This window comes from Streptosporangium brasiliense, assembly GCF_030811595.1.
Classification (GTDB): domain Bacteria; phylum Actinomycetota; class Actinomycetes; order Streptosporangiales; family Streptosporangiaceae; genus Streptosporangium; species Streptosporangium brasiliense.
Window position 1 is genome coordinate 1,477,123 of the sequence record NZ_JAUSRB010000002.1, and the last position, 26,957, is coordinate 1,504,079.

31 protein-coding genes are annotated in these 26,957 nt (G+C 69.0%); 16 read left to right on the forward strand and 15 right to left on the reverse strand.

What is annotated here, in order from left to right:
* Positions 1 to 145: 145 nt before the first annotated feature.
* The 3 genes from J2S55_RS15290 (at position 146) to J2S55_RS15300 (ending at position 1,801) form a co-directional block, all read left to right on the forward strand.
* Positions 146 to 658, forward strand: coding sequence for a DinB family protein (locus J2S55_RS15290; protein ID WP_306861067.1), 513 nt, complete (start codon positions 146 to 148; stop codon positions 656 to 658).
* A gap of 106 nt (positions 659 to 764) precedes the next feature.
* Complete coding sequence (locus J2S55_RS15295) at positions 765 to 1,037, forward strand: hypothetical protein (protein WP_306861069.1); 273 nt, start codon at positions 765 to 767, stop codon at positions 1,035 to 1,037.
* 185 nt (positions 1,038 to 1,222) lie between these two features.
* Complete coding sequence (locus J2S55_RS15300; RefSeq protein ID WP_306861071.1) at positions 1,223 to 1,801, forward strand: hypothetical protein; 579 nt, start codon at positions 1,223 to 1,225, stop codon at positions 1,799 to 1,801.
* Between the two features lie 170 nt (positions 1,802 to 1,971).
* On the opposite strand, the gene J2S55_RS15305 is transcribed toward J2S55_RS15300, so the two are convergent.
* Both J2S55_RS15305 and J2S55_RS15310 read right to left on the reverse strand, forming a co-directional pair.
* Positions 1,972 to 2,430, reverse strand: coding sequence for a DUF8820 family protein (locus tag J2S55_RS15305; RefSeq protein ID WP_306861073.1), 459 nt, complete (start codon positions 2,428 to 2,430; stop codon positions 1,972 to 1,974).
* Between the two features lie 10 nt (positions 2,431 to 2,440).
* A complete protein-coding gene (locus J2S55_RS15310; protein ID WP_306861075.1) occupies positions 2,441 to 3,520 on the reverse strand; it encodes a DUF6745 domain-containing protein in 1,080 nt (359 codons plus the stop codon).
* Positions 3,521 to 3,649: 129 nt separating this feature from the next.
* On the opposite strand from J2S55_RS15310, the gene J2S55_RS15315 reads away from it, so the two are divergent.
* From J2S55_RS15315 to J2S55_RS15350, 8 genes are all read left to right on the forward strand, one after another.
* Positions 3,650 to 4,126, forward strand: coding sequence for a DnaJ family domain-containing protein (locus J2S55_RS15315; RefSeq protein WP_306861077.1), 477 nt, complete (start codon positions 3,650 to 3,652; stop codon positions 4,124 to 4,126).
* A gap of 251 nt (positions 4,127 to 4,377) precedes the next feature.
* On the forward strand, positions 4,378 to 4,611 hold the full coding sequence (locus J2S55_RS15320; RefSeq protein ID WP_306861079.1) for a hypothetical protein: 234 nt from the start codon (positions 4,378 to 4,380) through the stop codon (positions 4,609 to 4,611).
* A gap of 65 nt (positions 4,612 to 4,676) precedes the next feature.
* Positions 4,677 to 6,428: a fumarate reductase (quinol) flavoprotein subunit gene (frdA, locus tag J2S55_RS15325; RefSeq protein WP_306861081.1), complete on the forward strand. Its 1,752-nt coding sequence runs from the start codon at positions 4,677 to 4,679 to the stop codon at positions 6,426 to 6,428.
* A 5-nt stretch (positions 6,429 to 6,433) separates the two neighbouring features.
* Positions 6,434 to 7,174: a succinate dehydrogenase/fumarate reductase iron-sulfur subunit gene (locus J2S55_RS15330; protein ID WP_306861083.1), complete on the forward strand. Its 741-nt coding sequence runs from the start codon at positions 6,434 to 6,436 to the stop codon at positions 7,172 to 7,174.
* On the forward strand, positions 7,174 to 7,590 hold the full coding sequence (locus J2S55_RS15335) for a succinate dehydrogenase/fumarate reductase transmembrane subunit (protein WP_306861085.1): 417 nt from the start codon (positions 7,174 to 7,176) through the stop codon (positions 7,588 to 7,590). The genes J2S55_RS15330 and J2S55_RS15335 overlap by 1 nt, the downstream gene beginning before the upstream one ends.
* 3 nt (positions 7,591 to 7,593) lie before the next feature.
* The gene (gene frdD, locus J2S55_RS15340) at positions 7,594 to 7,947 is read left to right on the forward strand and encodes a fumarate reductase subunit FrdD (RefSeq protein WP_306861087.1); all 354 of its coding nucleotides are present in this window, start codon (positions 7,594 to 7,596) and stop codon (positions 7,945 to 7,947) included.
* 231 nt (positions 7,948 to 8,178) lie between these two features.
* Positions 8,179 to 9,891 carry a serine/threonine-protein kinase gene (locus J2S55_RS15345; protein ID WP_306861089.1) on the forward strand — a complete coding sequence of 571 codons (1,713 nt, stop codon included), beginning with the start codon at positions 8,179 to 8,181 and terminating at the stop codon, positions 9,889 to 9,891.
* Between the two features lie 481 nt (positions 9,892 to 10,372).
* Complete coding sequence (locus tag J2S55_RS15350) at positions 10,373 to 10,894, forward strand: TetR/AcrR family transcriptional regulator (RefSeq protein WP_306861091.1); 522 nt, start codon at positions 10,373 to 10,375, stop codon at positions 10,892 to 10,894.
* Positions 10,895 to 11,015: 121 nt separating this feature from the next.
* Here J2S55_RS15350 and J2S55_RS15355 read toward each other — a convergent pair whose 3' ends face one another.
* From J2S55_RS15355 to tvaA, 9 genes are read right to left on the reverse strand one after another with little or no spacing between them, the layout of a single operon-like run.
* Complete coding sequence (locus tag J2S55_RS15355; protein WP_306861093.1) at positions 11,016 to 11,318, reverse strand: MoaD/ThiS family protein; 303 nt, start codon at positions 11,316 to 11,318, stop codon at positions 11,016 to 11,018.
* 16 nt (positions 11,319 to 11,334) lie between these two features.
* Positions 11,335 to 12,171 (reverse strand): hypothetical protein, encoded by an 837-nt coding sequence (locus J2S55_RS15360; RefSeq protein WP_306861096.1) that lies wholly within the window; start codon positions 12,169 to 12,171, stop codon positions 11,335 to 11,337.
* Between the two features lie 25 nt (positions 12,172 to 12,196).
* Positions 12,197 to 12,979, reverse strand: a complete 783-nt coding sequence (locus J2S55_RS15365) for a C1 family peptidase (RefSeq protein WP_306861098.1) — start codon at positions 12,977 to 12,979, stop codon at positions 12,197 to 12,199.
* 6 nt (positions 12,980 to 12,985) lie between these two features.
* The gene (locus J2S55_RS15370; protein ID WP_306861100.1) at positions 12,986 to 13,855 is read right to left on the reverse strand and encodes a phytanoyl-CoA dioxygenase family protein; all 870 of its coding nucleotides are present in this window, start codon (positions 13,853 to 13,855) and stop codon (positions 12,986 to 12,988) included.
* Positions 13,852 to 14,538, reverse strand: coding sequence for a TfuA-like protein (locus J2S55_RS15375; protein ID WP_306861102.1), 687 nt, complete (start codon positions 14,536 to 14,538; stop codon positions 13,852 to 13,854). Before J2S55_RS15375 ends, J2S55_RS15370 begins: the two co-directional genes overlap by 4 nt.
* 16 nt (positions 14,539 to 14,554) lie before the next feature.
* Positions 14,555 to 15,901 (reverse strand): YcaO-like family protein, encoded by a 1,347-nt coding sequence (locus J2S55_RS15380; RefSeq protein ID WP_306861104.1) that lies wholly within the window; start codon positions 15,899 to 15,901, stop codon positions 14,555 to 14,557.
* Positions 15,902 to 15,921: 20 nt separating this feature from the next.
* Positions 15,922 to 16,941, reverse strand: a complete 1,020-nt coding sequence (locus tag J2S55_RS15385) for a T3SS effector HopA1 family protein (RefSeq protein WP_306861105.1) — start codon at positions 16,939 to 16,941, stop codon at positions 15,922 to 15,924.
* Positions 16,938 to 18,077 carry a phosphotransferase family protein gene (locus J2S55_RS15390; protein ID WP_306861108.1) on the reverse strand — a complete coding sequence of 380 codons (1,140 nt, stop codon included), beginning with the start codon at positions 18,075 to 18,077 and terminating at the stop codon, positions 16,938 to 16,940. Before J2S55_RS15390 ends, J2S55_RS15385 begins: the two co-directional genes overlap by 4 nt.
* 25 nt (positions 18,078 to 18,102) lie before the next feature.
* Positions 18,103 to 18,336 carry a thioviridamide family RiPP peptide gene (gene tvaA / locus J2S55_RS15395; protein ID WP_306861109.1) on the reverse strand — a complete coding sequence of 78 codons (234 nt, stop codon included), beginning with the start codon at positions 18,334 to 18,336 and terminating at the stop codon, positions 18,103 to 18,105.
* A 340-nt stretch (positions 18,337 to 18,676) separates the two neighbouring features.
* On the opposite strand from tvaA, the gene J2S55_RS15400 reads away from it, so the two are divergent.
* The 5 genes from J2S55_RS15400 to J2S55_RS15420 all read left to right on the forward strand — a co-directional run bounded on the left by J2S55_RS15400 (position 18,677) and on the right by J2S55_RS15420 (position 23,261).
* Complete coding sequence (locus J2S55_RS15400) at positions 18,677 to 19,486, forward strand: protein kinase family protein (RefSeq protein WP_306861111.1); 810 nt, start codon at positions 18,677 to 18,679, stop codon at positions 19,484 to 19,486.
* Positions 19,483 to 20,091 (forward strand): flavoprotein, encoded by a 609-nt coding sequence (locus J2S55_RS15405; protein ID WP_306861113.1) that lies wholly within the window; start codon positions 19,483 to 19,485, stop codon positions 20,089 to 20,091. Before J2S55_RS15400 ends, J2S55_RS15405 begins: the two co-directional genes overlap by 4 nt.
* Positions 20,085 to 21,290 (forward strand): 50S ribosomal protein L11 methyltransferase, encoded by a 1,206-nt coding sequence (locus J2S55_RS15410; RefSeq protein WP_306861114.1) that lies wholly within the window; start codon positions 20,085 to 20,087, stop codon positions 21,288 to 21,290. Before J2S55_RS15405 ends, J2S55_RS15410 begins: the two co-directional genes overlap by 7 nt.
* A gap of 134 nt (positions 21,291 to 21,424) precedes the next feature.
* Positions 21,425 to 22,579 carry a MacS family sensor histidine kinase gene (gene macS / locus J2S55_RS15415; RefSeq protein WP_306861116.1) on the forward strand — a complete coding sequence of 385 codons (1,155 nt, stop codon included), beginning with the start codon at positions 21,425 to 21,427 and terminating at the stop codon, positions 22,577 to 22,579.
* Positions 22,580 to 22,610: 31 nt separating this feature from the next.
* Complete coding sequence (locus J2S55_RS15420; RefSeq protein ID WP_306861119.1) at positions 22,611 to 23,261, forward strand: response regulator; 651 nt, start codon at positions 22,611 to 22,613, stop codon at positions 23,259 to 23,261.
* Positions 23,262 to 23,279: 18 nt separating this feature from the next.
* Here the strand turns inward: J2S55_RS15420 and J2S55_RS15425 are convergent, their stop codons facing one another.
* From J2S55_RS15425 to J2S55_RS15445, 4 genes are all read right to left on the reverse strand, one after another.
* Positions 23,280 to 23,570 (reverse strand): YiaA/YiaB family inner membrane protein, encoded by a 291-nt coding sequence (locus J2S55_RS15425; protein ID WP_306861121.1) that lies wholly within the window; start codon positions 23,568 to 23,570, stop codon positions 23,280 to 23,282.
* A gap of 57 nt (positions 23,571 to 23,627) precedes the next feature.
* A protein-coding gene (locus J2S55_RS48620; RefSeq protein WP_442480352.1) for an IS630 family transposase occupies positions 23,628 to 24,697 on the reverse strand; the annotation gives its coding sequence in 2 pieces (ribosomal slippage) (positions 23,628 to 24,199 and positions 24,199 to 24,697; 1,071 coding nt in all).
* Between the two features lie 255 nt (positions 24,698 to 24,952).
* Positions 24,953 to 26,143 carry a CU044_5270 family protein gene (locus J2S55_RS15440; RefSeq protein WP_306861122.1) on the reverse strand — a complete coding sequence of 397 codons (1,191 nt, stop codon included), beginning with the start codon at positions 26,141 to 26,143 and terminating at the stop codon, positions 24,953 to 24,955.
* The gene (locus J2S55_RS15445) at positions 26,136 to 26,741 is read right to left on the reverse strand and encodes an RNA polymerase sigma factor (RefSeq protein ID WP_306861124.1); all 606 of its coding nucleotides are present in this window, start codon (positions 26,739 to 26,741) and stop codon (positions 26,136 to 26,138) included. The genes J2S55_RS15440 and J2S55_RS15445 overlap by 8 nt, the downstream gene beginning before the upstream one ends.
* Positions 26,742 to 26,957: the final 216 nt, after the last annotated feature.

Genomic DNA, 26,957 nt, shown 5'->3' on the forward strand with positions numbered 1-26,957 from the left:
CGGCTCCACCTCCGCCGGAGGCACCTGTCCGGCCCGGACCGGCCGGAGCACCTGTCCGGCCCGGACCGGCCGGCTGAGTCCGCGGGAGCCGCCCCGGCCGAAATCACGGTGCGCTCTCATCTCCGCTGGGGTAGCGTCGGCGTTCATGACTCCTCCTCGTAATCGTCCTCCTTTCGAGGCGGACGAGCGGACCCAGCTCGTCGGCTGGCTCGACATGCAGCGCGCGATAATTCACTGGAAATGCGAAGGCCTGTCCGACGCGGACGCGCATCGATCCGTCCTTCCCGCCTCTCCCCTCATGACGATGGCGGGTGTCGTCTCCCATATGCGCTGGGTGGAGAACACCTGGTTCGAGGTCATGCTGCTGGGCCGGCCGGCCAGGGGACCGCAGTTCGACGACGGGCCCGAGGATGCCGACATGATGGTCGAAGGCATCCCGCTCGCGCAGCTCCTCGAGGAGTACGACAGGCAGTGCGCGGTGTCGAACGAGATCATCGCGGCCCATTCGCTGGATGACGTGGGCAAGCACCCGGACTTCCGGGTGGCCGGCGCGTCCCTGCGCTGGATCCTGCTCCACATGATCGAGGAGACCGCCCGGCACGCCGGCCACGTGGACGTCATCCGGGAGCTCCTCGACGGCGGGAAGGGCTACTACTAGCGTCACGTTCCGTGTGGTGGAAGGACCGCGAACGACCCTCCGCAGGTATGCCGATCTCCCCGTGAGGAGACGGATCACCCGGGCTTTCCGGACGTACGATCCGGGCATGACCCGCCGGAGCGCCACAGCATGGTGCGCAGGACTCGGAGCGGCCGCACTGGCTCTGACGGGATGCGCCGCCGACGACGAGATCTTCGTCTCCAACTTCAGCGACTCGCACGGCAGAGCCTGCACGTTCGTCTACACCGCCCGGGAGGGCGAGAGCTGGAACAGCAGCAGGGACGTGGATGTCAGCCAGCTCGACTGCGAGTATCCCCCCGTGGGCCGCACCCCGGGACCGCCCGTGACGACGCATCTGGAGACCGGCCCCACGGAGTGACCGATGAGGTGGCACTCCGCGGGCGGGCCGTCCCCCCGGCCCTGATCCGGACCCGGCGCGGCGGCGTCGCCGCCTGACTCTCGGCAAGCCATCCGACTTGCTGAGAGTCATTTTGCCGTCAGCAGGAACGCCCGGTGCGAGCATCGCCGAAGAAGTCAGAAGCGATCATGACAACTGGGGGAAAAATGCTCCGAAAACTGATCCCTGTCCTGGCTGTGGTCATCGCGGCCGGATCACCGGCCGCGACGACCACAGCGTGGGCGGACGGGTCGTCGGCCACCGCGGCGGTACGGACGGTCGCCGCCGCCGCGCCGGCCGTGCAGGCGGCCGGTTCGTGCAGTCCCGGATCTCCGTGCGCGGCGGTCAACTGCGGTCCGGGCCGCGTCTGCGTGCCCTCGCCCAAGCAGTGCTTCACCACGCCCTGCCCGCAGTACGACTGCGTGCCCGCGTCGTCGGTGCCCGGCCAGGGCCACTGGCCTCCCTACCCGGGCCAGTGGCGGCCACCCTACCCGGGCTGGCATCCGCCCTACCCGGGCTGGCGGCCCCCCTATCCGGGCTGGCGGCCCCCTTACCCGGGCGGCTACCCCGGCCAGTGGCGGCCCCCCTACCACCCGGGAGGTTACCCGGGGCAGTGGCGGCCCCCCTACCCGGTGCAGCAGCCTTACCCGGTGCAGCAGCCCTATCCGGTGCAGCAGCAGCCGCCCTACCCGCACCACTGGCAGTCGACGGACCGCTCAGGGAGCACTCCCGCTAGCGGCGCCTAGCCCCTGACGGTGGCGGGCGCTGCGCCGGGTGGGACCGAGCAGGCCGGAGGCCGCGCCGCGGACACCGGGGAAGCCCAGGCCGTCGTGATGACGACCTGGGCTTGCGCCCTGTGCGGTCGAGAAGATCCTGCACACGCCCGGCGCGCGTCCGGAGGAGGCAGGCGCCGGGATCAGTCCGCGACGAGGCGCGCCCGGCGCCCTTCGTACTCGCGCTGCCGCCGGACGGCATAGGCGCCCGGTGTGCAGCCCGTGGCTCCGTGCTCGGGATGCAGCAGGTAGGCGACGGCCGAGGTCTCGAAGATGCCGATCGCCAGCCCGTCGGAGTCCAGCACGTCGGTCGTCCACCGGCAGGTGCCGGGGTCGGCGACGAGCGTGTGCGGGTTGCCCCCGGCCGCGCCGCGGAGCAGTTCGACCCCCTCGGGAGGCACGTCCGTCCAGCCGGCGGCACGCCAGGGCCGGTCGGCGTCGCACCAGGGCCGCACGGACGGTGCGACGACGGGGAGCGGGATGACGATGAGGTCGCCCTGGGCCTGGAGCCCGTCGACGACGGGGATGCTCACCGACTGCTCAAGGTGGTCGAGCACGGCGAGTCCGGTCTGCCGGGAGAGCGAAGCGAGAGTCACAGTCATGGAGGTCACCTCAGGTTCGGCGGACGAGAAGGGAGTACTGCTCGGCGGACAGCCCGTAGGTCCAGCCGGCGGCGGCGATCGGATCGTCGAGGGAGCCCGGCACGGTCAGCCCGTACCGGCGGCGGTGTCCGTCGCGTTCGACGGACCCGTTGACCGCGAGGAGCACCCTGGTCTCCTTCCGCATGTCGTAGAGCCGCAGTTCCGAGCCGGGGTTGCCGGGGTCAGGCGCGGAGGCGACCAGCCGCAGCCCGGCCCGGTCGATGTAGGACGCCCAGCCGATGTGCTCGATCGCGCACCGCCTGACCTCGACGTTGGCCTCCCGCGCGATCCGCGGGACGCTCGGATCCGTGATCACCCAGGAGGGCACCTGCGTCCCGTGCCAGGCGTACACCTCCCACCCGTCCGCGTAACGTGCCGCGGGGCCGTCCGCGCGGTGCAGCCGCACTTCGCCGTCATCGCCCCACACCTCCGTGTGCATGGCGACGGGCCGCTCGGAGACGACGCACACGCCTTCGCGGGGCCACCACCAGCCGCATGACCGGGCCACCGCCGCCCACAGGTCGAACTGCCGGGTCTGCTCGGGGGTGAAGACCACGCCGGCCGCCCGGCGGAGGGCGTCGTAGTGGGCGACCCAGGAGACGCACCGCACGTCGTGCCAGCCGCTCCCCGGATGGGGCTGCGAGCCGTGCGCCGCCTGGAGCGGCATGCGGAGCGATCTGGTGGACTGCGAGAGCGAGCCGCGGACCTCCCGGCGGATCAGCTGGTCCATCGGCTGATGAACCCATCTGACCTGGGCGTCGAGTCCGCGGCACAGCTCTCTCATCACAGCGGCGAGCCGCGGTGGCAGTGGCCATTCGGACATGCGCTCGACGGCCTCCGAAGGCCGTAGGCGCACGCCGGGGGGGACGGTGGCCAGGGCCGCGGCCGGCGAGGAGACCCAGTGGAAACGTGGCGGAGGGAGCCCGATCAGGCGGTAGAGCCCGGAGATGGCGGCCTCTGCGGCCGGACGGTCGGCGGGCAGCGTCGACGACGCCCAGCCCAGCCATTCTTCGCGGATTTCGGCAGCTTCCCGCTGCACGAGAACGCTCACCGGATGAAGGTGGCGCTGTCCTTTCCTACGATCATGTCCGGAATAGTGACAGATCGACGCGACGGATGTCCACCATGTGCCCTGGCTATCCTCGAAAGTGATGCTGATCGCGGCATGGGAGGTGAAAGTGTGACGGAACGCAAACCACCCGGAGTCAGCTTCGAGACGTGGATCGACCGGCAGATCCGTGAGGCCACCGAGCGCGGGGAGTTCGACGACCTGCCGGGCGCGGGCAGACCCCTCCCCGGCGAGGGCAGGCCGTACGACGAGATGTGGTGGATCAGGCAGAAGATGCAGGCGGAGAACCTGTCGTTCCCGCTGCCGGGGACGCTCGCGCTGCGCAAGGAGGCCGAGGAGTCCCGGGCGGTGGCGGTGGGCGCGCGGACGGAGGCCGAGGCCCGCAGGATCATCGGCGCCATCAACGACAAGATCCGTGAGAGCTACGGGAAGCCCCTGTCCGGCCCGCCGCTCCTCCAACCGCTCATCGACGTGGAGGAGGTCGTCGGCGACTGGCGGGCCCGCCATCCCGCCGAGGAGAAGCCCGCCGCCGCCGGGCCGCCGCCCCGCGAGAAGCGCTCGTTCTTCCAGCGGCTCAGACGCGGCTGACCCCCTCCAGCGGCTCGGACACGGCTGAACCGTCACGGGAGAACCCGGGGTTCCCCCGTGGCGCCGCCCGGCCCGGGAATCTTGATCGCGGGTCTTCTCCCAGCGTCTGGGGGGTGAGAGGCTGGGGTTGTATAGGGCGGACCAGACGCGTCCGCGGTGCGGTCCGGGGCCGTGTCCCGGTCCACCGCGGCGTGCGGAGCCGGGAGCTCCCGGCTGTCTGCGACGCCCGGCCGTCTGCAGGGGAGCGGACGATGGTTGGCACGAAGATCCGTTTCACAGGTGCGAAGGCCCCGTGCGGGAGGACCGTGGACGGCGAGCACTACCTGGACGACGACGGACAGGGCCTGGTCATCAGGGACGAATACTTTTCCTGCGGCTGCCGCCGGATCCGTCATGAATATCACGACGGCAGCATCCAGGTGACGGCCGTCCGGCACGACGGGAAGGTGGTCCGGGAGGAGTTCGGAGCCGACCATGGGACCTGAGGGCGTGGACCCGCGGCCGGCGCACGGAGCCGGGGACGGCGTCGCCCGTGAGTTGGCCGCGCGGCATGACGCTCCCGCATGACGTCCTGATCGTGGGCGGCGGTGGCGCCGGGGTGCGCGCCGCGATCGCCGTCGCGGAGCGCGATCCACGGCTGAGCGTGGCGATCGTCTCCAAGGTGTATCCGATGCGCAGCCACACGGTCTCGGCCGAGGGTGGGGCCGCGGGGGTCGTCCGGTCCGATGACAGCTTCGACGAGCACGCCTACGACACCGTCTCCGGCGGGGACTGGCTGTGCGCCCAGGACGCCGTCGAGGTCTTCGTCAAGGAGGCCCCCGAGGAGCTGCTCCGGCTGGAGCACTGGGGCTGCCCGTGGAGCCGCGAGCCCGACGGGCGCGTGGCCGTGCGGCCGTTCGGCGGGATGAAGAAGATGCGCACGTGGTTCGCCGCCGACAAGACGGGCTTCCACCTGCTCCACACGCTGTTCCAGACCTCCCTCCGATACGGACGCATCATCCGCTACGACGAGTGGTACGTGACGAAGCTGCTGGTCGACGACGGCCGGGTGGCCGGCGTCGTCGCCATCGAGCTGATGTCGGGCCGGATCGAGGCCATCACCGCCAGGGCGGTCGTCCTGTGCACCGGCGGGTGCGGCCAGGTCTACCCGTTCACCACCAACGCCGCCATCAAGACCGGCGACGGCATGGGCCTGGCCTACCGGGCGGGGGCTCCGCTCAAGGACATGGAGTTCGTCCAGTACCACCCGACCGGCCTGCCGTTCACCGGCATCCTCATCACCGAGGCGGCCCGGGCCGAGGGCGGCTGGCTGGTCAACAAGGACGGCTACCGCTACCTGCAGGACTACGACCTCGGCACGCCCTCGCCCGGGCCCGTGCTGCGCAGCATGGAGCTGGGGCCACGTGACCGCCTGTCGCAGGCGTTCGTCAAGGAGGTCGACAAGGGCCGGACCGTCGACACCCCGTACGGGCCCATCGTGCACCTGGACCTGCGCCACCTCGGGAAGGCGGTCATCGACGCCAGGCTCCCCTTCGTGCGCGAGCTCTGCCGGAGCTACGAGAACATCGACCCGGTCCGCGAGCTGATCCCGGTGCGGCCGGTCGTGCACTACATGATGGGCGGGATCCACACCGACATCCACGGCGCCACCCCCCTGGAGGGGCTGTTCGCCGCCGGCGAGGCCGCCTGCGTCAGCATCAACGGCGCGAACCGCCTGGGTTCCAACTCGCTGCCCGAGCTGCTCGTGTTCGGCGCCCGCGCCGGGCGGGCCGCCGCCTCGTTCGCCTCAGGCGCGCAAGACGCCCGCACCGCCGTACGGCCGGCCGTACGGGCGCAGGTGGAGGACGAGCGGCGGCGGCTGGAACACGGGCTGCTCAACCGCGACGACGGGAAGGAACCGATCTCCGCCATCCGCGAGGAGATGCGGGCGACCATGGAGGAGAGCACGGGGATCTACCGTTCGGGCGGCTCGCTGGCCAGGGCCGCCGACCGGCTGAGCGTCCTGCAGGACCGCTTCCGCTCCGCCCGCCTCGAGGACCGCAGCCGGACCTTCAACACCGAGCTGGTCGCCGCCCTCGAACTGTCGTTCATGCTGGACGTGGCCGAGAGCATCGTCCACTGCGCGCTGCGGCGTGAGGAGTCGCGTGGAGCGCACCAGCGCGTCGACTTCCCGGCCCGCGACGACCACAGGTTCCTCGCCAACACGCTGATCTACCGCGACGCCGACGGGACACGGCGGGTGGAGTATCTACCGGTGACGATCACCCGGTGGCCCCCGGGGGAGCGGGTGTACGGGAGGTGACGCTCATGGCGGATCACATCACCCTGCGGGTGACCCGCTACCGGCCGGAGAGCGACACCGAGCCGGTGGCTCAGGAGTACGAGATACCGCTGCGCAAGGAGTGGTCGGTCCTCGACGGCCTGAACCACATCAAGGACCACCTGGACGGCACGCTCTCCTACCGCTGGTCCTGCCGGATGGGCGTCTGCGGGAGCTGCGGCATGACCGTCAACAGCGAGCCGAAGCTGACCTGCGCCACCTTCCTGGAGGACTACGCGCCGGGCCCGGTACGCGTCGAGCCGCTGTCCAACTTCCCCGTCGTGCGCGATCTCGTTGTGGACATCGGCGACTTCATGCGCAAGCTGCCGCAGGTCAGACCGTGGCTCATCCGCTCGGAGCAGGAACCGCCGGCCGAGGGAGAGTATCCCCAGCTACCGGCGGAGCGCGCGGAGTACGAGCAGTTCAGCATGTGCATCAACTGCATGCTCTGTTACGCCGCCTGCCCCGTCTACGGGCTCGACCAGGAGTTCCTCGGCCCGGCGGCCATCGCCCTCGCCCAGCGCTACAACCTCGACTCGCGTGACCAAGGCGCCTCGGAACGGATGGACGTCCTGTCGGCGGCCGAAGGCATCTGGGCCTGCACTTTCGTGGGCGAGTGCAGCGCGGTCTGCCCGAAGGACGTCGATCCGGCGGGGGCCATCCAGCGCTACAAGTTCACGGCGGCCATGGAGTCGCTCAGGTCCTTCCTCTTACCACGGGGGGCGTGATGAGCGAGAAGGTCCACTACACGCGGTTCCACCCCCGGTGGTACCGGCCCCGCGTGCCGGTCTTCTGGTGGCTGCGACGCCGCTCGTATCTGCTGTTCGTGCTCCGCGAGCTGAGCAGCGTCTGGGTGGCGTGGTCGGTGGTGTTCCTGTTGCTGCTGGTGAACGCGGTCGCCCAGGGGCCGGAGCGCTACGGGCGGTTCCTGGCCTGGAGCGCCGCACCGGGGATGGTCCTGCTGAACGTGGTCGCGCTGTGCTTCGTCCTGCTCCACGCCGTCACCTGGCTGTTCACGCTCTCGCCGCACGCGATGGCCGTACGGCTGCGCGGCAGGCGCCTGCCGCCGGCCGTGATCGGCGTGGGCAACCTCGTGGCGTGGATGCTCGCGTCGGCGCTCGTGGCTCTCCTGGTCCTGGGGTGAACGATGGCCAGGCGTCCGGTGGAGCCGTTCCTGTGGCTGCTGTTCAGCGCCGGCGGCGTGCTGTCGGCGCTGCTGATCCCGGCCCTGCTGTTCCTCTTCGGCGTCGCGTTCCCGCTGGGCTGGATGTCGCCGCCCGATCACGGACGGCTGACCGCCGTGCTGGGCCATCCGGTCACGCGGGTCGTTCTTCTCGGTCTCTGCGTGCTCGCGCTCTTCCACTGGGCCCACCGCTTCCGCTACGCCCTCCATCACGGGCTGCAGCTCAGGCACCTCGAAAGGGCGATCAGCCTGGCCTGCTACGGCGGAGCGCTGGCCGGGTCGGCGGTGGCCGGCTATCTCCTGCTGTCCGCCTGGTGAGAGCTGCACGGCAGGTCCGCCTGCTGAGAGCTGCACGGCCTGTCCACCTGGTGAGAGCTGCGCGGCGGACGCCTACGACGGCCCGCGGGCCCGTCCAGCCGGGGTCATCCGGGTCACATGTTTGAATCTTTCTGACAGTTCTCCGGTCCACGTCCATAGGATTTCCACCTGCCGTTCAGATCGACACGGAGACGCACGTGGTGGACCACGTCGCCGAGGCGGGGATTTTCGATGTCCGGTGAAATTGACACGGTCGACGGCGGGATCCAGCCGCTCCTTCCGCACGATCCGCAGCAGATCGGCCCCTACCGGCTGGCGGGCCGGCTGGGAGTCGGCGGGATGGGGATCGTCTACGCGGGCACCGACAAGAGCAACCATCGAGTCGCGGTAAAAACAGTTCATCCCGAACTCGCCCACGATCCAGAATTCATCGTGCGATTCGCCCGGGAAGTAAAGCTGCTTTCGCGGATACAGGGCCGGGGCACCGTGAAAATCCTCGGCGCGGACACCGATGACGCCCGGCCCTGGCTCGCGACCGAGTATGTTCCCGGTCCGACGCTGGAACAGCGGATCAGTGCCGGAGGGCCGCTGTCCGGAGGCGGACTGATCGGTCTCGCGGCGGGACTCGCCGAAGGCATTCACGCCATGCACCGCGCCGGAGTGGTCCATCGAGACCTGAAGCCCGGCAACATCATCCTGTCTCCGCTGGGGCCACGGATAGTGGACCTGGGCATAGCCCGCGCCGTGGACGGCACCAAATTGACGCGCAGCGGGGTGCTGATCGGTTCCCCGATGTGGATGAGCCCCGAGCAGTATGGGGGAGGCGAGGCGGGACCGGCCACCGATGTTTATGCCTGGGGGCTGATAGTGATATACGCCTCTTCGGGAGAGCTCCCTTTCGGGAATGCGCGTCCCGAGCTCCTGGCCCACCGCATACTAAACAATCGAGTAAATACGGAATCGGTTCCACGGAGCCTGGCGGGCCTGGTGGGGCGCGCGGTCTCCAAGAACCCGGAAGAGCGCCCGCCGGTGGACCAGATCATCGGATCGGTGCTACGCGGTACCACCGACGGGGAATCGGCAGGATCGCCTTCGGAGGCCGATGCCGTCTCATCGATAACCTCGTTCATCGATGGCACCTGGCGGATGCCGGTCGGAGAAGATCCGGCGTGGAAGCGACACGATGAATCACTGGCCAGAACCCGCCGGAAACGCATATCGGCCATCGCTGCTTTCGGCGTGGCGACGCTGGGGGCGGCGGCCGCACTGTGGTTGAACTATTTCCAGTCCACCTCCTCGCCTGCGCAGGGGCTGCCGGACGGATCATCAACGATGAAGCAGGCCGTGCCTTCGGTGAGCGACCGTCCGGAGTCTCCGCCGCAGACCTCTCCAACCCCTGCTCCAAAACCGACCCCGACCCCGACCCCGGAGCCGGAGCCGGCGGCCCTCAAAGGTAAGCTCATCACGCTGAAAAGCGGACTCCGTTTCACACTTCCCGCCGGATGGCAGGTCTCATATGACGAGTCCGACAGTTCGGGCAGCACCTGCGTACAGCCGAAATCGCTGGGCAATGCGACCTGCATGGAGTCCGGGATAGCCATCATCCAGGGCCTGGGGGAAGACGCCCAGAACTTTGGAAGCACCTGGGCGCTTTACGGGGACATGGGGCAGCTGGAGGCATGCTTCACATCGACCCAGGGGGGAGAGGACGATGTCACAACCAGGACGGTCAGCACCGCTACCCGGAGTTTCGGAAACAAGACCGCCCTGTATCGCGAATTCAGCGTCCGTTGCCCGACCGGCTACACATTCAGTCCCCGCGTCTGGTGGCTCCCCCGGACGAGCGTCGCCCTGACGACGACGGCGATTCCTCGCAGTCACAACTCGACGGTCGATCAGATCTCTCGATCTTTCGATTTCCGCCACTACCGAGCACCTGGATAACCTTCCGCCCAGGTCCGCTCGGCGGCAGGATCCAGCCGGTGTCGCCGGACGGCGCTGCTGTACGGCACTCCCCTTGCGAGCCGCGGCGCGGCCTCTCGATCAGCGCTCGCCGTTCGGCGCTGTTCGGCGCCGTTCGGGACCGTGCGACACTGTTCGAACCCCTTATACATGCACGCCGTAATCCCCTTAAATGGGAGACGCGGCGGAAAGTTCTCAGGGGTGAAAAAAGCTCACCGCCCGGACGCCGGCACGTCCGCTTCCGACGCCGTCCCGGCCTGCGTCAAGGCCTGCCCGCCCCGGCCCGCGGAACCATCTGCATCCGCCGACCGCCGGCTCATTTAAACGGAAGGCCCAAAAGTTGACGCTGGATTCCAGTCGATCAGACGTTGAGATTCGATACTCTCGCGATCGTCGGACCAACCGCTCCTTGAGAGCTCTTCATATGTCACTTGAGCAGCTCAGCTGCTCCGTAGGATTCGACATGATCACGGTGTCGGACATCACGAAACTAGCCGATGTCCACCGCTCCACCTTCTACCGGCACTATCGCGACAAGTTCCATATGATCGAGACTCTTCATGCGGACGGCACCCGAAAGGGCCTGAGTTCGCTTCTCGTGGCCACAGGCCATCCGGTCGCCCCCTACCGGTACGTAGCGGCCCTCGTCGAGATACTGGAGCACTTCGCCGCGTACAAGCGTCTTTATCATGCGCTCCTGGTGCACAGGAGAAGCACCTGGTTCGAACAGTGGCTCCATGCACGCTGGACCGAATCGATCCACCAGCTGTACAACGGCCCGTCCCCGTCGGCCCCGCCCGGGACCAGCGGCGCCCTCGTCGAGCTCAGGACCCGGATCACCGTTGAGACCTCCCTGGCCACACTGAAGTGGTGGGTTCAGGGTGACTGCTCGCTGACCGCCGAGCAGCTGGCGTGCTGGTACGCGAGACACATGCTGAACGGGTTCGCCCGGACCACCATGTCCTGCCCGTCCGGCGCCCACTAGCGTCACGCCGGATCCTCGATCGCGGCCGGTCCGCCGGCGGGACGGGCTGGTCACGGCCGGCGGACCGGAGACGGCCCCGGAGCTGGTCACGGCCGGCGGGCCGGAGACGGCCCCGGAACCCCTAGAACTCGGGGTGGGGGCTCCCGTCATCGGTCGATCCTCCGGCCACGGCGGGGATGACCATCAGAACGTCGTCCTCCCCCACCTCGGTCGCCAGGCCACTGATCGACCTGATGTCCTCATCATTGAGGTAGATGTTCACGAACCTCCTGACCCCGGCCGAGTCCACGATCCGCTCGTAGAGCTGAGGGTAGGTCGCCCCGACTTCCGAGAGGACCTCCTCCAGCGTGCCCGGGGAAACCTGAATCTCTTTCGCATCAGCCGCCACCGGCCGCAGGGCGGTGGCGAGGACCACGCGTGCCATGTGCTGTCCTCCTCTGTCAGACGCCCATGGACGCCGAGTCGTTCGGTCTCCCGATGAAGCTGCGGACGAGCTCGACCGCTTGAGCGGGTTCGTCCGCGTACCAGTGGATCGTCGTGATCGGGTGCTCGGCCCTCCGCAGCTTCACACTGTGCGTCTCGCTGAGTTCGACGATCACGTTCGTGGAGCTGGAGACCTCCATCACCAGGTTGTCCCCGACCACCTCTGCCGACCTGCGCATCCCTCTGCTCTTCTTCTCGATCCGCGCGGATTTGATGAGGGAGGTCGGTATGGAGATGTCGTAGAACGAAGCGAAGCGCAGCCGGAGCCTCCGCGGGCTGACGCAGTGGGGGTAGACGTAGAGCGTCGCCACGAAGCCGGCCAGCCAGAGCACCCCGAGGACGCCCAGGACCAACATGACCGTCCGGGCCGTGGGCCAGGGCAGCGCGGCGTGGACGACCACCAGCAGCACACCGTCGGCGATGAGGACCAGCCACATGGTCAGCCGGACATCCTTGCCGTAGGCGATGGCGGCCTCGTCCGCGCTGGCGTCCTTCTTACGGCGGACTGCCAGGAAAAGCGCACGCCACAGGAGCAGGTCCTGCTTGAAGACGGCGGCGGCCGGCGCGGGGAGGACCGCGTCCAGGGCGGTTCCGGCCGCGCTGACCTCGTCGTCACCGTCCGCGCGTGCGTCACGGTAGGTGGCCCATGCCGCTCTCGCCTGCACGAGCACGAGCACGAAGAGCAGCAGCTCGATGACCAGCACGATCTGAACGCCGGTGCCGAGATCGATGACGCCGGTCGCCAGAAGCGCCAGTTCGAGCACGATGACGGCCGGGATCAGCCATCTCCCCACTGAAGCGATCCTTCTGGCGAAGGGCTTACCCCCGGGGCTCAAGGGCCCGCTCCTTCCATTTTTTCTCGAACACGATCCAGGCCTCCCGGATCAGGCGGTTCTCAAAATAGGAGTACGGCAACCACCCGTAACCCTGCGCGGCCCACCTGGATCCCCAGCTGTTGCGCACCAGAAACGCGCCGGCCGCCTGCCCTTCACCGCATGTCCGATCATCGTCGTATCCGGCGATGATCACCACATGCCGTCCGAATGTCGCCGCACCGACCGGCGGGAGGGAGAGGACATGACTCCGGAACGAGGACAGCTGAACGGGGTGGAGCGGTATGTCGACGGCCACCGGAATTCCATTGAGAATGTGCTGCCGTAGTGCACGGAGGCGGGCTGCGATGTTACCTTCCCCGCGCATTATACGGCCGTAGATTATCCCTTTGCGGTCCGCCGCCCGAGCGAAACAGAAAGGCGGCGGATCTCTGTTCTCCCGGCCTGCCGTAAACGGCCAGTCCTCCTCTCCGACCATCCCGTAGGTGTCCCAGGCCTCGAAGCTCCGGAACAGGTTTGATCCGGCCCTGTCCCTTTCCCCGGCTATCAGGCGGGAGGTGCGGTAGTTGAAGAGAACGGAGGCGGCGAAATCATCTTCCCCACCCCGGCGCGCGTAGTAGCCGGCGATGCCGGCGACGACGGCGGCCGTACACAGCGGAATGTTTCCCTGGTCCACCACCGGGGGGAACCAGGGGGTGAGATCCCAGGAGGCCGGCGCTCCGAGTTCATCGACGGGCTCGGCCGCCCAGGGTGTCCGGGGGTGGATCACGGCGTGTCACACCGCCTGTCCCGCGGCGGCGCCGGCCGTGCGACCGGCGCGCATGACGTTCATCAACCGCTCGTGCCGGATTTTCGTCGCCCGGGAGAACGCCCTGAGCGCCGCCGGATCGAACTCCTCGCCGAGCCGGGGTTCGAGGTCGTAGTGGCCGGAGCCGTCGGTGCCCCGCACCAGGAGGGCACTGTCCGGACCGGCCAGCGGCCGCACCCCGGGCTGGATGAAATCGATGGCGAAACACACGCGGTCCGCCAGGCTCACGCTGGGGCCGGAGCTGTGAATCGTCGTGGGGAAATGCAGCGAGCACTGCCCCGCGGCCAGCGTGACGTCGACGGCGGTCTCGTCGTCCACGTCGAACTCGACCTCCTCCCCGCGCAGGAGGGCTGAGACACCGGACCCCCGGTAACGGTGCGGCATGATGCCGCCGTGGTGCGTTCCCGGGGCATAGCGCATCGTGCCGTTGTCCCGATCGGTGTCGGTCAGCGCTATCCACATGCGCACGGTCCTGCCGTGGAAATCTTCCCACCCGAAGTACGGAGCGTCCTGGTGCCAGGCGAGTTCCCCGGGGCTCCCCGCCTTCCTGAAGAACAGATTCGTCGCCCAGACGAGCAGGTCGGGTCCCAGCACGTTCTCCGCGACGGTCAGAACGCGGCTGTCGTGCACCAGGCGATCAGCCCAGCCGGCGACCAGATGGCTTTTCGGGTATGTCCAGTGATGGCCGAGGACCCCGCCGACCCTGGTGGCGATCTCCTCGTACCGGCGCACGTCCCTGAGGACTTCCGCGGCCTCCTCCCGGCTGAGGAGCTCCACGGGGAAGCAGAACCCTTCCCCGTGGAGCCGCGAGAGCTCCTCACGATGCAGACCTGTCATGCCGCGGGCCCCTCCCCCGGGGTCACCGGCCCGGCCGAGGCCAGGCAGGCCACGACCCTGGACATCAGCTCGGTCGCGTCATCACGTTTGGTGTCGGGCGCGGAGGCGGCGAAGAACTCCTCGACGCGACGGCGTTCCGCCTCGGCGACCTCCCCGGTGAGCAGCCGGAGCACTCGGGCGACCGTCCGCTCGGGGAAGTAGAGCCGCTTGGCCGTCCGCAGGAAGGATTCTCCCGTGCACTCTTCGAACGCCCCGGCGGACAGCCCCGCGGCGACGGCGAACCTCATGTTGACCAGAGGCTCGGAGATCGGCTGGAAGTCCTCGTCCGAATAGACCATGGCCACCTCGTCATCGGCGTCGATGCGCCCCGACAGGTATTCATCGAAGATCTTTCCGACGCCCTCCATGCCGTACGGTGCGCACTCCACGGCCCGGAGCGCGCCCATGCTCGACGAACCGAACACCTTGATCCCCAGATCGATGGCTTTCAGCACCTCCTTCGGAGAGATCGACAGGCTCTGCATGAAGCGGCCGTCGATGATGCCGATCACGGTGGGGGGTCTGTCGCGGGCGATGAGTGCGTTGATGTCACCTCGCTGAATCGGCGGCAGGACTTCGATGTCCGGCCGGCGCGGTACCGACTCCCGGTCGAGGCTGGGGCCGGCGAACACCACGGCTGTCACAGGATCGCTCCTCACATCAGGCTGGAATCTCGGACTCACGTTTTCTCGCCGTCAGGTCTGTCAGCGCCCGCGTCCACGCCTGCGCGCCCCGGGGCCCGAGCTTGCTGTAGTCGACTCCCCACGACTCAAGGTGCGGCACCACCACGCGGACCACGTTCACCGGAATGCCCGGCGGTGAGAGGTCCACCGCCACCGCGCGCTGGATCCCGCGGGAACGGAGCCGGTCCAGCATGAACCGGATGTCCGCGACGATGTCGTCGCTCTGCCGGGAGGAGACCTCGGACATCCGGGTCAGCTTGCCGACCGGCCGCCAGGCCCAGCCTCCCTTGTCAAGGGTTGAGGATCTCCGCACGTGGTACTGGTTCTTCGGGACGTCCTCGCCGGGGAGGCTGATGTCCTCCCGCATGGCCTGGATGTCCACGGCCCTTCCCTGCGCGCACTCCGAGATGGCTCTCAGCAGCGCGACCTCCGCGTCGGGGTGCGTCCCGAACCCACCGTGCCCCTTCGAAACGGTCGGTCCAAGGTCTTCGGCGGTCGCCGCCATGAAACTGGGGACGCCGAGGTCGGTGGTGATGTTGATCACCCGCATTTCGATGCCGGCCGTACGGACCTGCTGGACGAGGGCCTGCGCGCGCTGCGGCAGGCTCTCCAGATCGATGTGGGGATGCAGTTCCTTGAGCCGCTCGGAGAGCGCCACCGGCTGGCGTTCGACGTGCAGGCCCTTCTCCAGCACCTGGGACAGCTGGCTGCTCAGCAGCTCGGCGATGGTGATCGAATCCCGTTCGATCACTTCGCAGAGCGCGTGGCAGATGGCCTCCTCCAGGCTGTTGCCCGACGCCAGACCGTTGGTGGTGGAGATTTCGTAGGTGGGCGGCTCATGCATCTTGATGTTGTAGACCGCGCAGTCCTGCGCCACGAGGATCGGTTCCTCGTTGAGGAGGTCGAAGCCCTCCACCCAGGAGATGGGCGCGTCGTCCCGGTAATGGCGGGAGAGCTCCAGGTTGTAGTCCCGCGGGTTGAGCACCGTCCGCCCCTGGGACAGGAGCTCCTCGTAGGAGGCGATGGCCGCGGGACGGACCGGCAGCCAGCCGGAGAACCGCTCGATGCCCTCCATGACCGCTGACGTCATGGCGTCGATCGGCCGGGCGCCCTTCCCGTTGTACACCGAGATCACGTCATGCGAGCGCGGGGAGATGGCGTTGTAGACCGGTATCCCTATGCGGTCCAGCCACGTGATGTCCGCCACTCGCGTGATGCCGGCCCGCCGAAGGTGCGGCCGTACGCGCTCCCACGTGACTTCCGAACTCACTTCACGGTGAGCGCCTGTCCCGTTGATCTTCGGAACGTGCTGCCGAAGGTGCATGGTTCCTCCTCTGAGTCGTCCTACGTGCCGACGAGGCCGGATGACGTCCACCCCGCCGGCGCGTTCAGGTAGGGGTGACGGATGTCGAGGCCCTCCTCGCGGTATCTGCTCCTGATCGCCAGAAACCGTTCGCGTGGCGAGTCGGCCCCTGCTTCGTGAGCACGCACGAGGCCTTCGGCCACGAGCTGGCACCGGTGCAGGCCGAAGCTCGTACGCTGCCCCTTGATCTCGGGTTCCTGCGCGAAGGAGAGACCCGGCGCCAACCTGAGCGCGAAGCAGGGATGGTCGTCCCTGAACCGGTCCGCCTGACCGCGGTGGATCGCCTCCAGCACCGCGCGGTGCCGTTCCCACGCCCCGGCGCTCATGTAGATCACAAAGGCGTCCCGGCGCTTGAACGCCTCCGGATGGTTGACGACTTTGAGCTGGAAGGGGACCTTCAACGCGTTCAGTGCCCGAGTGGTGGAGCGGACCAGCCCAGGCGCCGCGTCGGCGCCGGCCAGCGTGAGATAGAGGCGGACGAGCCCACCGTCCCCCCCGTCCAGCACGCCATGATCACCGAAGATCGTGTACCAGCCCAGCAGGAGGTAGGGCCGGTCGGGTGGCAGGCGTAGTGCCACCGCCCTCCCCTTGACCAGCGGCCCGTCGGCGGACAGCTCCTCCTCCGAGGCCCGCAGGGTCAGGCCGTCCTTGGTGACGAGGTAGTCGTCATCCCGTTTCCCCTGGATGATCCAGCCGTGCCTCAGCTGTCCCCGCCCCACGCCGGCCGCCTGGATGCGGTTGACCAGGTCGAAGTCCTCGTGCCCTTGCAGGGACGCCGCGCGGCGGCCGCCACGGAGGAAGAGCTCCGCGGCGAAGTAGTCTCCGGCGTAGTAAGTGAGGTAGAGCACGCGGTGCAGATACGCCAGGACTGGACGCTCCGGATCGACGTCCAGGTCCCTCGGCGGCTCCAGGGTGCCGAGCTCCGGGTGGCGGAAAGTGGCGGAGTCCAGGATCTCGATCTCTTCCGCGATCCGCCAGAAGATTCTTTCGTAGCTGTTCAACCGGCCCGCCCCTCTCTCCGGTGCCCGCCCAGGAGGAGCGTGGACACGATGTCGGGACGCTGAACGAAGCGCTTGCCGAAATGCAGGCAGAGGTGACCGATCCTGCCCAGTGCCCCGATCTGCTGAAGCCGGACGGTGGAATGGACGAGAAGCGCTATACCGGCGTACTGCACCAACCGCCTCGTATCCTCTTCGGAGACGGGTCTGGCCTCCGAATAAGCGTTCATGAAATTGTGCGCATTGGCCTGTAGCTGCGACATCCAGTCGGTGGCCCCGACGGCGGACCGCACCCGCCGCATCTCGCCGAGGAACAGCTGGCCGACCAGGAAACCGACGTCGTACATCGGGTCGCCGAACCCCGCCAGCTCCCAGTCGATGAGCCTGACCGGCAAGGCGCCGGCCGGCGGTGCCACCGGGAAGAGGACGTTGTCTCCTCCCAGGTCGAAGTGGATCAGGCTGTCCGGGGCCCACCGCTCATGGAGCTCCCGGAACCTCGGTTCCAGCTCCTGCATGGACCGCAGGTAGTCGTCGAAGTCCAGACCGCAGCCGTTGGCGTATTCCCTCGTGCTCACCAGCGTGTCCCGCGGCACCGGGGGCCCCAACATCCGGTCGGGGTGCCTGTCCCTGATCCCCTCCACCGGGACACCGTGCAGCGCCGCGAGGATCCGGGCCAGTGCCCGCAGGTGGGGCTCCGGGACCAGCCTTTCGTTCTTGAGCAGGTCGTGCAGGCTGAGACACGGAGGGATCGCGTCGACGACGACCACGCGTGTCTCCGGGTCCACCGCCAGGATGCGCGGTATGGCCGCTCTGATCTCGGGAGGGAGCGCTACTCCGTCGAGCAGCCCGAGCATGGCGATCTCATAGTTGTTCTCGACATCGATGTCTTCATCCGGCCACTTGAGGAGAACGAAGGAGCCGTCCACCAGCCGCACCAGGACCACGCGTCGCCGGGAGACGCACCGCGTCACGGAGATCACCTCGTGAACGCGGTGTCCCACGGCGCGGAGGATCCGGCCGACCGACTCGCTGGAGACCAGCTCCTCGTCCTCCGCACGCGGGGAGGGGCGCGCGCCCGGACGCGGGATCAGGAATCCCAGCGTCCGGGCACGCAGTAGATCTTCTGGCGAATGTCTCATCGCGCGTTCAACCGTCGCACTCGACTCAGCAGTGCGTCGCGGGTGTGACGAGGACACCGGTGAAGGTGCCTTGGATGCTCTCGTCGGGAGAGACCCCGACCTTCTCCTCGAGGAACTGCTGCAGCTCCTCGGCGCTGATCCCGGCGAGCTCGGAGAAGGAGACGTCGATCGATCCCAGGTCGACGTCCTGGAAGTCGTCCTCCTTGACCCGGTCCATGAGCTCCGCGATGAGAGCGTCGTCGACTGGCGCTTCTTGCATTGCTTTCCTCCTCTTTCGGTGTACGGACTCGGAGCCAGGTTAATTAGCCATGAAAGAGCCCACAACAGGCATTAAGCCGGGCCAGTCGCATATGCAACACTTTTCGGAACATGTCGCTTGATCACGTCGTCGCAGTCCATTTAGCCTGGCGCCATGTCGAAGGCGGAAAGAGCGAGGCGCAGTGCCGTCAGAAGTTGACCGGGATCCGGATATCTCATCGAAATCCCCGGTCGAAACCCTGATGGATACGGCCGACAGAAGCGTGGTGCGATCGATGCGCGGCCCTTTCGTGAACAGGATCTGCATACGGACGGCGCACGGATATCGATGGATCGAGCACTTGCAGCGACCCGGCGGGATATATCTGGACAACGCCCGTCTCGCCGATGTCTTCCGCGTCATGCCGGAAGCCGGCGCGGTCGCCGTTCCTGTCCGCGTTCGGAATCACGTCCTGGCGGCCTGGAACCCCGTGCCCACCCCCGCGCTGCTGTGCGACCGGGTCTTCGACGCGGCGTCCGTCGGGGACGACGGCTGGTGGCACGGCGTCCTCGGCGGCCTGGCCCGTTTCCTGGGCGCTCTGCACCGGCTCCCGGTGGACGACCTCGTGGACGTCCTTCCGGACCGGAGCTCCGGGAGCGCCTGGCTCGCCTCGGACGACGGAGCCGCGGCCGGCATACGGCGTGCCAGAGACCTGCTGCCGTCGCACCTGGCGCCCTCGATGGCGGAGCAGGCGCGGTGGCCCGGGACACCGCCCCGGAACATCGCCCTCGTCCACGGCAGGTTCTCGACGGGAGTATGCGCCCCGACCTCACCGGTGGCGATCCTCGGATGGCGCGAGGCGGGCATCGGCGATCCACTGGGCGACGTCGCGTATCTCATGGGAGAGGTCCTTGAGGCGGCCGCCCTGACGGGAGTCGCGCCCCGGGCGCTCCGTCTCCGCATCGAGACGTTCCTCACCCGGTACGAGACCTCGTTGGGCCGCCCGCTGAACACCGCCGAGGGTGACTGGCTGGGCGTGCTCACGGCCCGGAGGGTGATCGATCACTACGCGCAGGCGACATGGGCCCTCGGGCCGGACGACACCTTGCGTGAGGTGCTGCCGGAGGTGGAAAGACAATGGCTGGTCCTCAGCGAGGTGACGGGCTCATGACATCTCCCGCGGAGCCGGAACGGTTGAGGCTGCTGCTCGGCGTCTGTGGATCGGTTTCGTCCTTGACCGTCCCGCACCTTCTTCCCTGGCTCGGTCTGAAACTGGGCGTGACCGACGTCCGCGTGGTGCTGACCACGATGGCTCGGCGGTTCGTCACCGAGGAGTCGCTGAGAGCGGTCGCGGCGTGCGAGACGTTCTCCGGCTGGGACGACCTGCCTCCCGGCCGGGATTCGCACGTGACGATGGCCAACTGGGCGGAGGTCATCGCCGTCCTCCCCGCCACCGCGAACTTCCTCGGGAAGGTGGCCAACGGCATCGCCGACGACCTGCTCACCTCGATCCTCCTGGCGGCCTCCTGCCCGGTCATCCTCGTCCCGGCCACGAGCAGGGCCATGTGGGAGAAGCCCGCTGTCAGAAGGAACGTCGCACGACTGCGCGACGACGGCTACCAGGTCGTGGAACCCGGCAACGGCGTCGCCTTCGCGACCGGTGAGGCGGAGCCCGGGTCCCTCGGGGACTTCCGGCGCCCGCTGGTCACGGCGGTCGCGCAGGCGCTGGCCAATCGCGACAGAACATCATCCGAACAAGGAGCCGAGTCATGTTGAAGGCCGACACCTCACTGCGGCGTGTCCCCGAACTCTTCATGGAGTTGGAGAGCGCCAATCTGGTCCGGATCCATCACGATCGACGCGTGTGGGAATTCGGTCAGCACACGCTCGCGTTGCTCGACGCTTTCTACACCCCCACCTCCATCGCCGAATGCCTGCAACGCCTCGGACCACGGCTCAAGGGCCGGCGTGCGATGGAGGAGGCACTGACGACACTGAGCATGCTGGTGAGCGCGGGCATCCTCACCGAGGAACCGCCGACGGGCTTCACCGATCTGATGTTCCCGACCGGGGGGTACGGGCTGGCCCACTTGAACATCCGCATCCTGGAAGACCCGATCAGGAAGGCCACCTTCATCCGGGCGATCAACGAGGTGGTGACCCCTGACGATGTCGTGCTCGACCTCGGCACCGGCTCGGGGATCCTGGCCGTCGCCGCCGCCAAGGCCGGCGCCAGGCACGTCTACGCCGTGGAACCGGCGAGAAGCGGTGACCTCGCCGCGGAGGTGGCCAAGGCCAACGGGGTGGCGGACCGCATCAGCTTCGTCAAGGGCTGGTCCAGCACGACCGAGCTGCCCGAGCTCGCCACCGTCCTGACAACCGACATCGTCGGCAACGACGCTCTGGACATGGTCATCTGGGAGTCGGTGCAGGACGCCCGGAAGAGACTGCTCACCCCGGATGCCCGGCTCATCCCCTCGTCGTTCGAGACCTACCTCTACCTCGTGGACATGCCCGAGAGCGCCGTGGGTCAGCAGCGCATCCTCCCCCAGCAGATCAAGCGGTGGCAGAGCCGCTACGGCATCGACTTCTCCCCCATGCTGGACGCCGACCGGGGGCGAGTGGCGGGGTTCTACGAGAGGCCGGAGACCGTCCAGCGGTGGCGGCGGATGTCGACCGCGCAGCCGCTGAGCAGGATCGACCTCCGGCAGGACGCCCGGGTGTTCGAAGGCGAGGTCACCCTCGCCGCCTCCCGGCACGGGACCGTGTCAGGAGCCGTGCTCTATTTCGAGGCGCGGATGTCTCCCGGCGTGTCGATGTCGACCGCTCCCTGGGACGGGGACGAGCTGAGCCACTGGTTCACCGCCTGCTGGGCCCTGGACTCCGAGATCGAGGTCGTCCCGGGCGACGAGGTCCGTCTCCGTTACCGCTACGAGGGCGATGGGCGCGCGAGCCTGGCGCCGGCCGGCGACTGACTCGACCGTTGACCGCGACAGGAGGATTCATGAGCCGCTCCGCCGCCGGTCCACCCGGCGGAACGCGCCTCCGGCGCGGGCCGCCATATAGTCGGGTCACCGGGAGCAGCGCCGATCGAGCGTGATGGGGCCGTATGGGGATCGAGGGGTCGTTCTGGCGCGCTGTCGCGGTCTACCGCGTCGCCTCCCTGGGCTACGCCGCACTGTTGCTGGCGGGCGCCGGCGGCTACCAGCGCCCCGTCGCGGGCTGGCTCGTCCTCGGCGTGATGACGGCCTGGACCGTGGCCACCACCGTCGCCTACTCGACCGCGAGGAGCCGCCGGCTGCTGGTGATGGACGTTCTCGTCACCCTCGGCTGCCTGCTGGCTTCGCCGTACGTCCAGGGGCCTGACGCCGGACCGGCAGGTGTCATGCCGGTCACGGCGACCTGGATCGGAGGGCCTGTCCTCGCCTGGGCCGTGTACGGCGGGCGGCGGGCGGGCGCGGTCGCGGCGGTCGTGCTGTCGCTCGGTGACCTGTGGCTGCGCGGTCTGCGCGGATTCGATCACCCCGTGCCCGTCCCCGCCACCGGAACCGTGCTGATGATCCTCGCCGGAACCGTCGTCGGCCACGTGGCCCGGCTCACCGAACAGGCGGAAGAACGGCTGCAACGGGCCGTCGAGATAGAGGCGGCCGGCCGGGAACGCGAGCGGCTCGCTCGCGGCATCCATGACTCCGTTCTTCAGGTGCTGGCGCTGGTGCAGCGCCGCGGGCTGGAGATCGGCGGGGAGGCCGCCGAACTGGGACGGCTCGCCGGAGAGCAGGAGGCGGCGGTGCGCGAGCTGATCCGCGGCGGGCCGGCCGTGGCGGAGCAGGACGGCTCGGGCCTCGTCGACGTGGGGGCCCATTTACGCCGGTACACCACGGCGACGGTCACCGTGTCGACGCCCGCGACCCCTCTGCCGCTCCCCGCCGGTCAGGCTCGCGAGGTCGTCGCGGCCGTGGGCGCGGCGCTCGACAACGTCCGCCGGCACTGCGGCGAGGACACGAGGGCCTGGGTCTTCGCCGAGGACGACGGCGTCTCGATGACCATCACGGTGCGCGACGAGGGCCCCGGCATCCCCGCGGGGCGCCTCTCCGAGGCGGAGGCGGAGGGCAGGCTCGGCATCGCGCAGTCCATCCGGGGCCGGATCGCCGGCCTCGGCGGTACCGTCGGTCTCACCTCCGTGCCCGGCCAGGGGACCGAGGTCGAGCTGGTCATCCCCGTCCTCGCACGGCCTCCCGCCGGCGGGCGGCCCCGCACGCCTTAGGCGGGGACACGGACCGGTTTACAGTTGCGGCATGACCAGCGCGCTGCGGGTGATGGTGGTGGACGACCACCCGATGTGGCGGGACGCGGTCGCCCGCGACCTGGAGAACGCCATGTACGAGGTGGTGGCGGCCCTGGGCGAGGGCCGCCAGGCGCTCCGCGTCGCCGCCACCATACGCCCCGATGTGGTCATCCTCGACCTGCGGCTTCCCGATCTGCCCGGTGTGGAGGTGGCCAGAGGGCTGGCCGCGTCCGACCACCCGCCCCGCGTACTGGTGCTGTCGGCGAGCGGCGAGCACGAGGACGTCCTTGAGGCGGTCAAGGCCGGGGCCTCCGGCTACCTGGTCAAGTCGACCGGCCGGGAGGAGTTCCTCGACGCCGTCCGGCGCACCGCCGAAGGGGAACCGGTCTTCACCCCCGGCCTGGCCGGGCTGGTGCTCGGCGAGTATCGCCGCCTCGCCACGCAGCGCCCCTCCGACGACGGGCCACGCCTCACCGACCGGGAGACCGAGGTGCTGCGCCTGGTCGCCAAGGGCCTCTCCTACAGGCAGATCGCCGAACGGCTGGTGCTCAGCCACCGGACCGTGCAGAACCACGTGCAGAACACCTTGAACAAGCTCCAGCTCCACAACCGGGTCGAGCTCGTCCGTTACGCGATCGAGCGGGGACTCGACGAGGAGTAGGGCGGCCGGAGGGACGGCTCAGAGATTGTCGACCTTGTAGGGGTCGTGCTCGGCGAGCAGTTTGTCGAGGCGCGCCTGGTCGACGCGGCTTGACACGCTGACGAGTTCCTGCCGGTCGCGCACGCACTTGGCCAGGCTGAAGGCCGACGTCACCGTGTACAGCACGGCGACCGCGAGGAACGCGCGGATCCAGGGGTCGATCGGCAGGAAGACGATGCCGACCGCCACGCTGCCGATCGCCATGCCGAAGGAGATGACGCACTGCGCGAAGTAGGCGGCGGTCATGACAGGCTGGAGTGGTTTGTCCATGCCATCAAGGGTCTGGCACCGGTCAGCCGGACGCCTGCTGATCTTTAATGCGTGAAGTTACGGCGGCTTGAGAAGCAGGCCGGTCCCGGCCAGGCAGCCGTCGATCAGATACGGCCGATACTGGATCTTCTTCAGGCCTCGCTTGATCACGCGCGTTAGGTGGTCCAGGCCCGTGGCGGCGAGGTTGGCCAGCCCGTCACGGTTCAGCAGCGACCACAGGCCCTCCACCGGATTGAGATCGGGAGCATAGGCCGGCAACCGGACAACCCGTAGCCAGTCGGCGTTGTCGGCGATGAATTGCCGCATCTGCGGGCAGGTGTGCCGGTTGAGGTTGTCCCAGATGAGCACGATCGGCGCGCCGAGCTGCAGATGCGCCATGGTGATCAGGTCCCGGTAGTCGCGCCAGGTGAAGCTCGCTGCCTCGTTCTTGCGCCGCCGGTAAACGTGCACCCGGTAGATCAGCCGGGAGCGCCGGCCGGGCCGATAGCAGGCCAGTGCCGCGACGGAGACCCTGCCCGTGCGGTGGCCCGGTACCCGCACCACCGGGGTGGCGCCGCGCACCGCCCAGGTGCGGGCGATCGGCGGCCTCAAAGTGCGCCCGCACTCGTCTTCGAAGCAGACCCACGCGCCCAGGTCCGCCGCGGTCTTTCCACGGCCGGCCACACCTGCTCCTTCCATACCTCGATCGCCTTCTCGTCGCGTTCGCGGGCCCGGCGCGCGGGCACCTGGCACGACCAGCCATGGCGGGTCAGCAGTTTCCACACCCCGGGCAGGGAGTACGACACGTGGAACATCCGGCCGATCACCCGCCGGACCCGGGTCAGCGTCCAGTACTGGTCGTTCCAGCCGTGCGCGGCCGGGCCTCGCAGCAGCGCGGCCTCCAGCCGGGCGAACTGCGCCTCGCTCAGCCGCGGCAGGGACGCCGGTCCCCTGGAGGTCAGGGCCGCGCCGCCGCCGTGCGCCCAGGCGCGGCGCCATCGGTTGGCCGACATCCGGCTGACGCGCAGTTCCTTGGCTATCTGCAGGTCGGTGTATCCGCGGGCGAACAGTTCGGCCGCGCACAGCCGTACCTGTTCGCGCTTGGCTCGTTGTGCGGCGGTCAGCCCGCCGCCTTGCGCGTACCGCATGACCTGGACATACCGCCAGAAACCGGCAGTGTCACATGATCGCTTAACACCACGAATTAAAGATCAGTGAGTACGCGTACCTACTCCGCCTGAGTAAACGGACCGGAGTGAGCCCTCGTCGGCGTCCGACGGCAAGCGGACCCGGACCACAGGGCCGCCGGCAGAGCACGGCCGGCACGGCAAACCATGATCAGGACGGCAGCGGGCCGCCCTGCCCGCCTCGCCCCGGAGAGGCGGGCAAGGCGGCCTGAGGCGTCAGGCCGGCGGGGCCTCCGAACCGCGCCGGCGGGCGGGCAGCTCGGGCTCGTCGTCGGTCCAGCCGGCCCTCTTGATCGCCGTGTAGGAACGGGCCTCCCCGCCCTTGTCCTTGATGGTCGACACGGACGCAAGCGGCTGCCCGGTGACCGTGTCCATGATGAGCCGGTACTCCCCGGTGGAGTGCCGGAGGCTGACCGCCTGACCGGTGCGGCCGAGCGGGTCGGTGACCTCGCCGTCCGCGGTCACACCGGGCAGCGAGGCGAGCATGCGGTACGCCGCCGCCCGCACCTCGGGCGGGACCGGGAGGTCCATGATGACGCGCACGCCGGTCTCGTAGAGCTCGGCGTCCATGTCCACGTCGGCGGCCTCCGCGCCGTACCGCTTGGTGATGACCGGCTTCAGGTAGTCACGCAGGCCGTCCGGGGTCGTCGGCAGCTTGCTGAGCGTGGCCCGGGACATGGGCTTGCCGAGCAGCGCGACCGACAGCTTGCCGGTGCCGTCCCGGGTGGCCACGGGCTCGCCCGGCCCGCTCCGCAGCGTCACGCTCCCGGCCTTGTCAGGCTTGCCGCCCGGACCGGGGTAGACCCAGCTCGTGGGGGAGCCGGCCGCGCGCCACACCTCCTCGTCCCGCGGCGTCGCCGGCCTGGTCCCCAGGTCCTGGCGGATGAACCAGATGGGCTTGCCGGGCACCGGCGAGACCCACATCTCGGTCGAGGAGGTCAGTTCAAGGGTGTATCGGCCGCCGGGTTCGACTCTCTGGTTTCCGGAGACAGCACCGCGGACCCAGTTCGCCCCCTCCGCGGGCGTCCGCGCGGCCGAGGTCGCGGCCGCCAGGAGCACCTGCTGGGCGGTCAGCGCCCTGACGGGCCGGTCGGAGGCCACCACGGTGGCGGGCCCCGTCCCCGGCCCCCCCGCCAAGGTCCCCGACGTGATCAGCAGGGTCACGGCCGCCGCGGCGCCGAGCAGGCCCACGCCGAGGGCGGTCCGCCGCGCGGTCCGCGTCGCCGCACGTCTGTCCTTGCGCACGGGGCCGGGGGGCGTCTCGTCGGTCATCTGAACGCTCCTCAAAGGGGTCTGCCGGGAAGTATCGGAGAAGGCGGCGGCGAGCCGATCCCGGCCGGCCGCGGCCGCTTCCGGGGAGATGGGCGGTTCCGAGAGCAGCTCCCGGATCGCGGTCAGGTCATCCATCTGCTCCTCCGAACATGGGGTTGACGCCGCCGAGCGCGGCGCGCAGCTTCTTGCGGGCCCGGTTGAGCCGGGAGCCGACGGTTCCCGCCGGTATGTCGAGGGCCTGGGCGATCTCCTCGTAGCTGAGCTCCGCCAGCGCGACGAGCAGCAACACGTCACGGTCGGCGTCCGGGATCGTGGCCAGGGCCGAGGCGAGCCTTCCCTGCACGCCCGCGGCCGTCAGCCGGCGGGCCACCAGGTCCTCGTGCCCAGCGTCGGCCACGCCCTCCACCGGTGCCCGCTGCAGAGCCTGCAGCCGCCGGAACTCGCTCCTGCGGCGCCCCGCGACGGTGTTGACGGCGATGCCGTACAGCCAGCCCCGGACGACCCCGCGGCGCGCGTCGAAGCCGGCCCGCCCGTGGAAGGCCGCGAGGAAGATCTCCGCGGTCAGGTCGTCGGCGATCTGCGTGCCCAGCCGTCCGGCGACGTAGCGGTGGATCTCCGAGACGTAGCGGTTGTAGAGCACCGCGAACCGTTCGGGGAAGCGGAGGGACTCCTCGATCAGGTCCGCGTCCCCGGCTCCGCGCGGGAGATCGCTCACATCCTGCAACGCGCTCATGTGATCTCTTCCACCCCTCCCCGCGGGAACGCTCCGCGCGGCCGTACGGTGGTCATGGTCGCTTCTCGGTAGGTCACACCCCTACTTGGCGGATCCACGGATCCTTCTTCACGCCCGCCTTCACGCCCGCCTTCACGGCCGCCGGCGGCGCACTCGCGGCGGTGCGGATCTCGAAGGCCCGCGCCGGCGTGAAGTGGCCAGACCGGTCAGGAATCG